The following is a 12372-nucleotide window of genomic DNA, read 5'->3' on the forward strand; positions in this document are numbered from 1 at the left end:
TTCTCATTTCTCCGATACGCCGGGGAACGGGTCGTCGGGCGAGCCGAGCGAGTTGGGCGAGGTGGACAAGGGGCGCGCGGGTGCGTCGAGCATCGCGAACAGCTCGTCGTCGGACGCGGAGTCGAGATACTCGGTGAAATCGGTGCCGGTGACAGTGCTGGTGACGGTGGGTTCCGCCTCCGTGAGCGCGCCGCCGACGGCGTCCGGCAGGGCCCGCAGCCGGTGCGCCACCTCGTGCCGGGTCGCCTCGTCCAGGTCGGCCGCCGTCAGGAGGGCGGTCAGCCGCTCCAGTTCGGCCAGCACCTCGACGCCGGTGGGCACCGGACCCGCCAGCAGGTCGTCGGCCAGATGCCGGGCCACGGCGAGCGGCGTCGGCCGGTCGAACAGGAGCGTCGGCGGCAGCCGCAGCCCGGTGAGCGCGCCCAGCCGGTTGCGGATCTCCACGGCCGTCAGCGAGTCCAGGCCCAGATCCTTGAACGCCCGCTCCGACTCGACCAGCCGCGCCGACTCGTAGCCCAGTACGGCCGCCACCTGAGCCCGCACCAGATCGAGCACGGCCGTGTGCCGGTCACCGGAGGACATTCTCTCCAGCCGGGCCCGCAGGACGTCCGGATCGTCCGTGGCTCCCGTCTCCCGCGTCGGAGCGGACTCCGGCGCCTGCGTGCGCGGCCGGGGTGCGGGCAGCAACTCCCGCAGCAGCGGCGGCAGTTCACCCGCGTCGGCCGGACGCGCCGCGCCGTTCAGCCGCAGGGGCACGAGAACCGGCGCGCTGGTGGCGAGGGCCGTGTCGAACAGGGCGAGCCCGCTCGCGGCGGACATCGGGGCGAGCCCGAGCCCGGCCATCCTCCGCAGATCCACCGCGGACAGCGTCCCGGTCAGCTCACTCGCCTGCTCCCACAGCCCCCACGCCAGCGAGGTCGCGGGCAGCCCCGCCGCGTGCCGGCGGGCGGCCAGCGCGTCGAGGGCCGCGTTGGCGGCGGCGTAACCGCCCTGCCCGGCGGAGCCGAGCACCCCCGCCGCCGACGAGAACAGCACGAACGCGGCCGGGGGCCGCTCCCGGGTCAGCTCGTGCAGGTTCAGCGCGCCCTCGAACTTCGTCCGCAGGACGGTGTCCAGCCGCTCCGGCGTGAGCTCGGTGACCGGCGCGTCGTCCAGCACCGCGGCGGTGTGCACCACACCGGTGAGCGGCCGGTCCGCCGGAATCCGCGCGAGCACCCCGGCGAGGGCGGCACGGTCGGCCACGTCACCGCGCTCCACCACCGTCTCCGCGCCCAGCGCGGTCAGTTCGGCGACCAGCGCGTGCGCGCCGGGCGCGTCCGTGCCGCGCCGCGAGAGCAGCACCAGCCGCCGCACCCCGTACCGCTTCGCCAGGTGCCGGGCCAGCAGCCCGCCGAGCGTGCCGGTCCCGCCGGTGATCAGCACCGTTCCGGCGCCGAAGCCGACAGGGTCGGCCGGATCGGGGGTAGCGGCTGGTGCCGGTGCGGGACGGAGCCTGGGCGCGTACACGGCACCCGCGCGCAGGGCGAGTTGGGGTTCCGTGGGGTGACTGGCGGCGAGCCGCGCCACCCGCGCCCCAGCCGTCGCAGCGGGGGCGTCGAGGTCCACCAGCGTGATACGGCCTGGGTGTTCGGTCTGGGCCGAACGCACCAGACCCCACGCGGCGGCGGCCGCCGGGTCGGGCGCGGGGTCGCCGGGAGCGGCCGCGACCGCGCCCCGGGTGACCAGCACCAGCCGGGCGCCGTCCGGCCGTTCGCCGGCCAGCCAGCCCCGCACCAGAGCCAGCGCCCGACGCACGGCCTCCCGAGGCTCCCCGGCCGCCGGCAGCACCGCCACGGCGGTCACGGCCTCGGCGGTCCCGGGCAGCGCCGCGATCCCGGACGGGTCGTCGGGTACCGCGATCCAGGGCACCTCGGGCCGGTCCGCCGCCCCGTCCTCCGGCTTCACCGGCAGCCATTCCATCCGCAACAGCACGTCGGAGCCGTCGCCCTGAGCCGGGCGCAGTTGGTCCGCCGGAATCGGCCGGGTCACCATCGACTCGGCGCTGAACACCGGCGAACCCTCGGTGTCGACCGCCGTCAGCGACACCGTGTCCGGACCCGCCGGGGCCAGCCGCAGCCGTAGAGCCCGCGCTCCGACCGCGTGCAGGGTCACCCCGGACCAGGCGAACGGCAGCCGCACGGGGGCGGGATCGCCGCCCAGCAGATCGAGAAGGGTGGGTTGGGTGGCCGCGTCCAGCAGGACGGGGTGCAGCCCGAAACCACCGACCGAACCAGGAGAACCCGCGTCGGACGAGTCGGACGCATCGGGCGCATCGGGCGCGAGGGCCACCTCAGCGAACAGCTCCTCGCCCCGCCGCCACATCGTCCGTACCCGTCGGAACGCCGGCCCGTAGTCGTACCCGAGGCCGGCCAACCCCTCGTAGAAACCGGTCGACGTCACCGGCTCGGCGCCCACCGGCGGCCATGGAGCGAGCGCGCCATCCACGGCCGGGGCGTCGCCCGGCGCGAGGGGCGCGAGCACGCCGTCCGCGTACGTCGTCCAGGGACCGGCGGCGTCCTCGTCGGGCCGGCCGTGCACCCGCAGCTCGCGGTGGCTGTCGGGGCCGGCCGCGCCCACGGTCAACTGGATGCGGACCGCGCCCCGTTCCGGCAGGGCCAGCGGGGTGCGCAGGGTGAGTTCGGCGAGCCGTGCGCAGCCGACGCGGGCGCCGGCGGTCAGCGCCAGCTCGACCAGGACCGCTCCGGGCACCAGCACGGTCCCGCCCACCCGGTGGTCGGCGAGCCAGGGCTGAGTGCGCAGCGAGAGCCGCCCGGTCAGGAGCAGCCCGCCGGTGTCCGCCACCGAGACCTCGGCGCCGAGCAGCGGATGCCCGGCCGTGTCCAGCCCGAGCTGCCCGGCGTCACCCGTCGGCACCGGAGTCCCGGGCCAGTACCGGGTGCGCTCGAAGGCGTAGGTCGGCAACGACACGGAACGGGCGTCCGCCCCCGCGAAGGCGGGCCGCCAGTCGACCGGCACCCCGTGCGCGTACGCCGCGCCCACCGAGGTCAGGAAGCGCTCCCGGCCGCCTTCACCGCGCCGCAGCGTGCCGACCACGGGGCTGCCGACGGCCTCCTCGACGTGCACCGCCAGCACGGGGTGCGGGCTGACCTCGACGAAGACCCCGTGCTCGACAGTGGCCGCCACGGTCTCCACGGCGTGCTGGAAGCCGACGGGCCGACGGAGGTTGCGGTACCAGTAACGGGCGTCCGCCTCAGGCCCGTCGAGCCACACCCCGTCCACCGTGGAGAACCACGGGATCCGCGCCGTCACCGGTGCCACATCGGACAGGAGCCGGGCGAGCTCGTCCTCGACGGTCTCGACGTGCGAGGTGTGGGAGGCGTAGTCGACGGGGATACGGCGGGCGCGTACGCCGCCTGTCTCACACTCCGTCAGAAGGTCGTCCAGAGCGGCGGGTTCACCCGCCACGACCACCCCACCGGGCCCGTTGACGGCGGCGATCTCGATCCGCCCGGCCCAGCGCGCGATCCGCTGGGTGGCCTCGGCCGCGGGAAGAGCCACTGACGTCATGCCGCCCTTGCCCGCGAGGTTGCGGGCGATGACCTGGGAGCGGAGGGCGACGATGCGGGCGCCGTCGTGGAGGGTGAGGGCTCCTGCGACGCAGGCGGCGGCGATCTCGCCCTGGGAGTGGCCGATGACGGCGGTGGGTTCGACGCCGTAGGAGCGCCAGAGTGCGGCGAGGGAGATCATGACGGCCCAGAGGGCGGGTTGTACGACGTCGACCTGTTCGAGTGCTTCGGGGTCGGCGAGGGCGTCGTGGAGGGACCAGTCGGTGAACTCGGCCAGTGCTTCGGAGCATTGGGTCATGGAGTGGGCGAACACCGGCTCGGTGTCGAGGAGTTCGAGGGCCATCCCGGCCCACTGGGAACCCTGCCCCGGGAAGACGAACACCGCTCCCGCCCCTGGCTTCGCCCGGCCCTGGGGGACGGTGGCCGCGGTGCCCTCGGCGAGGGCGTCGAGGGCGGCGGTGAATCCCGCGCGGTCGTGTGCGACGAGCACCGCGCGGTGTTGCAGCGCGGCGCGGCCCGTGGCGAGCGTCCAGCCGACGTCGGCCGGCGTGGAATCCGGCGTGGAATCCGGGACGGCGTTCGGGGTGGTGTCCGGGATCGCGGCGAGTCGCGCGGCGAGCCGGGCGGCCTGGGCGCGCAGCGCGCGCGGGGTACGGGCCGACAGCGGCCAGGGCAGCGGACCGGACACCACGGGCACGTCCACGCTCATGTCCATGGTCACGGACTTTTCCGGCTCGGGCAGCATGCCCAGGCCCGGGCCGGAATCGGCGGTCAGGCCCGGATCCGCGTCCGGCTCCGGTGCCGCTTCGAGGATCACATGCGCGTTCGTACCGCTGATGCCGAAGGACGAGACACCCGCCCGGCGCGGCCGGTCCGCGTCCGGCCACTCGGTGGGCTCCGTCACCAGCCGTACCGCGCCCGCCGTCCAGTCCACGTGCGGCGTCGGCCGGTCCACGTGCAGGGTCGGCGGCAGCATGCCGTGCCGCAGGCTCAGGACGGTCTTGATGACCCCGGTGACGCCCGCTGCCGCCTGGGTGTGGCCGATGTTGGACTTCAACGCGCCGAGCAGCAGCGGGCGTTCGGCCGGTCGGTCCTGGCCGTAGGTGGCGAGGATGGCTTGGGCCTCGATGGGGTCGCCGAGGGTCGTGCCCGTCCCGTGTGCCTCGACGGCGTCGACGTCGGCCGCAGACAGGCCGGCGTCGGCGAGGGCGGCGCGGATCACGCGCTGCTGGGAGGGCCCGTTGGGGGCGGCGAGGCCGTTGGAGGCGCCGTCCTGGTTGACCGCCGAGCCGCGCAGCACCGCGAGCACCCGGTGCCCGGCCCGCCGCGCCGCCGACAGCCGCTCCACCAGCACCACCCCGGCGCCCTCGGCCATGCCGAAGCCGTCGGCCGCGGCCGCGAACGGCTTGCAGCGACCGTCGGGGGAGATGCCCCGCTGCTGCGAGAACCCGGCGAAGACGGCCGCGTGCGCGATCACCTGGACCCCGCCGACGACGGCGAGTTCGCACTCACCGGAGCGCAGCGCCCCCGCCGCCAGGTGCAGGGCGACCAGCGAGGAGGAGCAGGCCGTGTCGACGGAGACCGCGGGGCCCTCGAAGCCGTACGTGTACGACAGCCGGCCCGAGATCACGCTGACCGCGCCACCGGTGACGGCGTGCCCCTCCAGACCTTCGGGCAGCGGCACGGCGGCCGTGCCGTACCCGTTGCCCTGGGCGCCGACGTAGACCCCGGTGCGGCTGCCGCGCAGGGCCTCCGGGTCGATGCCCGCGTACTCGAACGCCTCCCAGGACGTCTCCAGCAGCAGCCGCTGCTGCGGGTCCATCGCGAGCGCCTCGCGCGGGGAGATCCCGAAGAACCCGGCGTCGAAGTCGGCCATGCCGTCCAGGAAGCCGCCCGTGCCCACGTAACTCGTGCCTGGCCGGCTCCCGGCCGGGTCGATCAGCCGCTCCAGGTCCCAGCCCCGGTCCTCGGGAAACGCGCCGATCGCGTCCGTGCCGCCGACCAGCAGCTCCCACAGGTCGTCCGGGCCCGCGACCCCGCCGGGCAGCCGGCACGCCATGCCGACGATCACCACCGGATCGTCCTCGGTGTCCGGGGAAGCCGGGGCCGGACGTTCCGCTGCGGCGTGGGCGGCGGGCGCGCCGCCGCCGAGGAGCGCGGTGCGCAGATGGGCGGCGAGCGCCGCCGGGGTCGGGTGGTCGTACACCAGGGTGGCGGGCAGCGCCAGACCGGTGGCGACGCTGAGGGAGTTGCGGAACTCGACGGAGGTCAGTGAATCGAAGCCGAGATCCTTGAAGGCCCGCCCCGCCTCGACCGCCGCCGCCCCACCGTGACCGAGCACGGCGGCGGCCTGCCCGCGCACGAACTCCCGCACCATACGGTCCTGTTCGGCTCCTTCGCGCAGCGCCGCGAGCCGCTGCGCGAACGACGGCCCGGCCGGCTCCCGGCCGGGCACACCGGCCCCTTCGGCGGCGGGCCGGGCGCGGCGCAGCTCCGGCAGCGCGGCGAGCAGGGCGCGGGTGCGGCCGGCGATGGTGGACTGGCCGGGGTTGTCCCAGTCGAAGTCGCCCAGCAGCAGGAAGGTCTCGTCGTGGTCCAGGGACTGCTGGAGCGCGGCCAGGGCCAGTTCGGGGGCGATGGTGCGTCCGCCCCGGCGGCGCAGCAGCCCGTCCACGGTGTCGTGGGCGGCCATGCCGTCGCCCGCCCAGTGCGCCCAGGCCACGGACAGTGCGGGCGTACCGTCGGCCCGCAGGGCACGGGCGTAGGCGTCGAGTCGGGCGTTGCCGGGAGCGTAGTTGCCCATGCCCGCCATGCCGAGCGTGCCCGCGATCGAGGAGAACAGCACGAAGGCGGACAGCTCCAGATGATGGGTGACCCGGTGGAGATTCTCCGCGCCGGCCGCCTTCACCCGCAGCACCGCGTCCATGTGCGCGGGCGTCACCTCGTCCAGTACGGCGTCGGCGAGCACGGCGGCGGTGTGGAAGACGGCGGTCAGCGGCAGCTCGGCGGGCACCGTGGCGACCAGCTCCGCGAGGGCCTCCTCGTCGGCGACGTCGCAGGCCACGACGGTCACCCGGCTACCCAGGGCGACGAGTTCGGTGGCCAGCTCGGCGGCCCCCTCGGCCTCCGGACCCCGGCGGCCGGTGAGCAGCAGATGCGGTGCGCCGCTTCGGGCGAGCCAGCGCGCGGTGTGCGCGCCGAGACCCCCGGTGCCGCCCGTCACCAGCACGGTCCCCGCCGGCCGCCAGCGGCGCGGCGCCGCGGCGTCGCCCAGCGGCGCGTGCGCGAGCCGCCGCGCGTACAACCCGGTGGCGCGTACGGCGAGTTCGTCCTCGGCGTCGGACGCCAGCGCGGCGGCCAGCCTGCCCCGGGTCCGCGCGTCCCACTCGGCGGGCAGGTCCAGCACCCCGCCCCAGCCCCGGCCGCGTTCGGCGGCGACCACCGGGCCGAGCCCCCACACCATGGCCTGCTCCGGACCGGTCACCGGCTCGGCCCGCCCCACCGACACCGCACCCCGGGTGGCGCACCACAGCGGTGCCGCCGTACCGGTGTCACCGAGCGCCTGCACGAGTGCCACGTTTGCGGCCGCACCCGCGGGCACCCGGTCGTACCCGGGGTGCCGTTCCCCGTCCAGCGCGAGCAGCGAGACCACACCCGTGAGCGCGCCCGCCTCCCCGATCCGCGCGGCCAGTTCCGCACGCTCGGCGACCGGACCGGCCGGCACCAACGGCACGACGGACGCGCCGTGTTCGGTCAGCGCCCGCTCGACGGCGGCCCGCGCCGCGTGCCCGGCACCACCGGCGGGGACCACGAGCAGCCAGGTGCCGCCGAGCGCGACGGCGGACCGCTCGGGCAACGGCTCCCAGTCGATCAGATAACGCCAGGAGTCGAGCGTCGCGCGCTCCACTCCGCGCCGCCGCCAGACCGACAGCGCGGGCAGCAGCGCCCCGAGCGTCTCCCGCTGACCGGGCGCGGTCAGCTCCAACGTGCCCGCCAGAGAGGTCAGATCCCCCTGCTCCACGGCGTCCCAGAAGCCCGCGTCCACCGCCGTGTCGACAGCCGCAGCGACCGCCGAGCCGACGGTCCGGGAGGCGGTCGGCTCCGGCCAGTAGCGCCGCCGCTGGAACGGGTACGTGGGCAAGGACACGACCGGCGTCCCGGCGGCTCCCGAACGCGCCAGCACGGCCGACCAGTCGGGCCGTACTCCGTGCGCGTACAGCAGGGACAGGGCGGCCAGCAGCCGGGCGCGCCCGCCCTCGCCGCGCCGGAGCGTACCGGCCGCCAGCACCTCGGACCGCCCCACGGCCTCGGCGGTGGACTGGAGACCGACGGTGAGCACCGGGTGCGGGCTCACCTCCAGGAAGACGCGGTGCCCCGCCTCCATCAGGGCCGCGGCGGTCTCCCGGAAGGCGACGGGGGCGCGGAGGTTGCGGTACCAGTAGCCGGCGTCGAAACGCACGTCGTGGCGGCTCCCGGCATCCGCGCCGACGGTGGACTCGAAGCCGACGGTGGAGCCGAAGTCGACAGTGGAGTGGAACGGCACGGCCGCCGCGCGCGGGGTCACCTCGGCGAGCGCGGTGAGCAACTCCGCCTCGATGCTTTCCACTTGGGCGGAGTGCGAGGCGTAGTCCACCGGGATCCGCTTGGCGCGCACCTCCTCGGCCGTCAGCTCCGCCAGCAGCGCGTCCAGGGCCTCAGGATCGCCCGAAACCACCACATGGGCAGGCCCGTTGACGGCGGCGATCTCGATCCGCCCGGCCCAGCGCGCGATCCGCTCGGCCACCTCGGTCTTCGGTAGCGGTACGGACGTCATGCCGCCCTTGCCCGCGAGTTCGGTGCGGATGAGCTTGCTGCGGAGGGCGACGATGCGGGCGCCGTCGTGGAGGGTGAGGGCTCCTGCGACGCAGGCGGCGGCGATCTCGCCCTGGGAGTGGCCGATGACGGCGGTGGGTTCGACGCCGTAGGAGCGCCAGAGTGCGGCGAGGGAGATCATGACGGCCCAGAGGGCGGGTTGTACGACGTCGACTTGTTCGAGTGCTTCGGGGTCGGCGAGGGCGTCGTGGAGGGACCAGTCGGTGAACTCGGCCAGTGCTTCGGAGCATTGGGTCATGGAGTGGGCGAACACCGGTTCGGTGTCGAGGAGTTCGAGGGCCATCCCGGTCCACTGGGAACCCTGCCCCGGGAAGACGAACACCGGCCGGACCGCGCTCTCCGACACCCCGTCGGCCGGCCCCCGCACCACCTCGGCGGCCGGCAACTCCTCGGCCAGCGCCCGCAGTCCGGCCCGCAGCGCCTGCGCGCCCTCGGCGACCACGGCCGCGCGGTGCGTCAGTGGCGCGCGGGTGGTGGCGAGCGCGAGCGCCAGCCCGCCGCAGGCCTCGGTCCCGGCGTCACCGAGCCGGACCAGCAGCCGCCGGGCCTGGTCCCGCAGCGCCTCGGGAGAACGCGCCGACAGGACGTACGGCAGCGGCCCGGCAGGCCCGGCATGCCCGGTCGGCGTGTCGACGTCCGTTTCCCCAGCCGGAGTCGTGGTCGCGGGTGCGGTCGCGGGTGGCTCCTCCAGGACGAGGTGCGCGTTCGTGCCGCTGACGCCGAACGAGGAGACGGCGGCCCGGCGCGGCCGGTCCTCCGTGCGCGGCCACGGCACCGGCTCCGAGGCCAGCCGTACCGTATCGGCCGACCAGTCGATGTACGGGGACGGTTCGTTCGCGTGCAGCGTGCGCGGCAGCACTTCGTGGCCCAGCGCCAGCACCATCTTGATGACCCCGGTGACACCCGCTGCCGCCTGGGTGTGGCCGATGTTGGACTTCAACGCGCCGAGCAGCAGCGGGCGTTCGGCCGGTCGGTCCTGGCCGTAGGTGGCGAGGATGGCTTGGGCCTCGATGGGGTCGCCGAGGGTCGTGCCCGTCCCGTGTGCCTCGACGGCGTCGACGTCGGCCGCAGACAGGCCGGCGTCGGCGAGTGCGGCGCGGATGACGCGCTGCTGGGAGGGCCCGTTCGGGGCGGTGAGGCCGTTGGAGGCGCCGTCCTGGTTGACCGCCGAGCCGCGCAGCACCGCGAGCACCCGGTGCCCGGCCCGCCGCGCCGCCGACAGCCGCTCCAGCAGCACGAGTCCGGCGCCCTCGGCGAGCCCGAAGCCGTCGGCCGAGGCGGAGAACGCCTTGCAGCGGCCGTCCGGGGAGAGCGCGCCCTGCCGGGAGAACTCCTCGAACATGCCGAGCCCCGACATGACGGTCACCCCGCCCGCCACCGCGAGGTCGCAGTCACCCGCCCGCAGCGCCCGCAGCGCCAGATGCAGCGCCACCAGGGAGGAGGAGCAGGCGGTGTCCACGGTGACGGCGGGGCCCTCGAAGCCGTACACATAGGCGAGGCGCCCCGAGATCACACTGCCGGTGTTGCCGGTGAACACATACCCGCCGACCCCGGACCCCTCGTCGAGACGGGGGCCGTAGTCCATGGTCATGGCCCCGACGAACACCCCGGTACGGCTGCCCCGCAGCGGCTGCGGGTCGATGCCCGCGTGCTCGAACGCCTCCCAGGACGTCTCCAGGAGCAGCCGCTGCTGCGGGTCCATCGCGAGCGCCTCGCGCGGGGAGATCCCGAAGAACCCGGCGTCGAACTCGGCCGCGTCGCGCAGGAATCCCGCCTCGCCCTGGTGGATCCGGCCACCGGCGTCGCCGGGCCGGTACTCCCCGGTGAGGTCCCAGCCCCGGTCCGCGGGGAAGGCGGAGACGGCGTCGGCGCCCGTCTCCAGGATCCGCCACAGGTCGTCGGGGCCGCCGATCCCGCCGGGCAGCCGGCAGCCGAGCCCGACCACGACCACCGGATCGTCCGGGTCGTCGTCCGGGTTGTTCGGGTTGTCCAGGGCGTTCGAGTCCACGTCGGTCCTGCCCGGCGCCTCGTCATCGGCTGTGTCGTCCGTGTCGGCCGTCGGTCCGGCGGGAGGCTCGTCCAGCAGCACGGTCCGCAGATGGGCGGCGAGTGCGGCCGGGGTCGGGTGGTCGAAAGCGAGTGTCACCGGGAGCGTGGCGCCGAGGGCCGCGCACAGCCGATTGCGCAGCAGCAGCGCGCTCGCCGAGTCCAGCCCCCATTCCCCGAACGTCTGCTCCGGGCGCGGCGAGCCCGGGCCGCCGCTGTCCACGGCGAGCGCCGTCTGCGCACACACCAGGTCGGACAGCAGGGCGAGTTGCTCGGCCTCGGTCAGCCCGGCGAGCCGGTCCGCGCCCGGCGACTCATGGTGTCCGGCGGGCACCTCCGCAGACCCTGCGGACGGCGCGGCGAACACCTCCGCCAGCGGTACGAGGGGCTGCGGCCGTCGCCCGTACAGCGCCGCCCAGTCTGGGGCGACGCCGTCGACGTACAACTCGCCCAGCGTGCGCAGCACGCGCTCCGGCCCGGCGTCGGCGCGGCGCACCGAACCCCGGGTGACGGCGGACGCGCCGGCTGCCTCGATGGTGGACTGCATGGCGGAGGTCAGCACCGGGTGCGGGCTGACCTCCAGAAGCACCCGGGCGCCCTCGGCCAGCACGGCGCGCGTGCCCTGCTCGAACAGGACGGTTCCGCGCAGATTCCGGCACCAGTACTCGACGTCCAGCGGCTCGTCCGGAGCCAGCAGCCGCCCCTGCGACGCGGAGCAGAACGGCAGCCGGGCCGTGCGCGGCCGGATCTGGGCGAGCTCGGCCCGCATCCGGGGCAGGATCCGCTCGATGTGCGAGGAGTGCGCGGCCAGACCCACCGCGATCACCCTGGCCTGCACTCCGTCCGCCACCAGCTCACGGCGCAGGGCGTGGATCGCGTCGCCGTCACCGGACACGGTGACCGATGCGGGGCCGTTGAGCCCGGCCACGTCCAGACCCGCGAACCGCGCCTCCCGCAGCCGGGGCAACACCTCGTCGGCGGACCCCAGCACCGACAGCATCTCGCCCTGCCCGAGCAGTTCGGCCTGCGCCTGGCTCCAGCGCGCGATCACCCGGGCCCCGTCGTCCAGCGTGAGCGCGTCGGCCACCACCGCCGCGACCACCTCGCCCATGCTGTGCCCGAGAACGGCGGCGGGCTCGACGCCGTACGACCGCCACAGCTCGGCGAGCGACACCATCACCGCCCACAGCGCGGGCTGCGCCACCTCCGGGCGATCCAGCAGTGCGGGGTCCGGGACCCCGAGCAGGGTCTCGGCGAGCGTCAGGCCCTCTACGTAGGGCTCCAGCGCCTGGACGCACTCGTCCATGCGGGCCCGGAAGACGGGCGACCCCGCGCACAGGTCCACGGCCATGCCCGACCACTGCGGCCCCTGACCGGGGAACACGAAGACCGGCCCGCCGTTTCCGAGGAGGGGGCCGTCCTCGCCGAGGAGGGGGCCGCCATCGAGCGCGGATCCGCCCGCCGTCACCGGATCGCCTTCGGTCACCCCCGCGCTGCCCCGCCCCTCCGCCAGATCGGCGAGCCGGGCCAGGAAGCCGTCCCGCCCGTCCGCGACCAGCGCCGCCCGGTACGCGGCCTCCGGCGCGCCGCCGGGCGGGGCGAAGTGAGCGAGGGTGAGCGCGACGTCGACGGGCCGCCACTCCGGCAGCGCCATGAGCCGCTCCCGCAGCACGCCGGAGCGGGACCGCAAGGACGCGGCGCTGTCGGCGGACAGCACCCACAGCAGCGGGTCGGGATTCGGTGCGGCGTCGGGCCTGCTGGTCATGGTCTACCTCGTTGTTCTGTGACATGCGGGGGGCGGGAGTCGGAGGCTGGGAGAGGGCCGCGGCGGTGGCCTGGGAGACGGCGGCACTCAGCGGCCCGGGTGCGCGCCCCCGCTCTCCGTCAG

Annotated in this window: 1 protein-coding gene; it reads right to left on the minus strand. The window is 75.4% G+C overall.

All coding sequences use genetic code 11. The annotated features are described in order from the left end of the window. Window positions 1–3: 3 nt before the first annotated feature. Complete coding sequence (locus tag OG352_RS39050; RefSeq protein ID WP_329223486.1) at window positions 4–12249, minus strand: type I polyketide synthase; 12246 nt, start codon at window positions 12247–12249, stop codon at window positions 4–6. Window positions 12250–12372: the final 123 nt, after the last annotated feature.

It is taken from the genome of Streptomyces sp. NBC_01485 (assembly GCF_036227125.1).
Lineage (GTDB): Bacteria > Actinomycetota > Actinomycetes > Streptomycetales > Streptomycetaceae > Streptomyces.

Excerpts from the sequence above, each read along its gene's own strand:
- OG352_RS39050 (WP_329223486.1), bottom strand. The coding sequence starts at position 12,249 with ATGACCAGCAGGCCCGACGCCGCACCGAATCCCGACCCGCTGCTGTGG.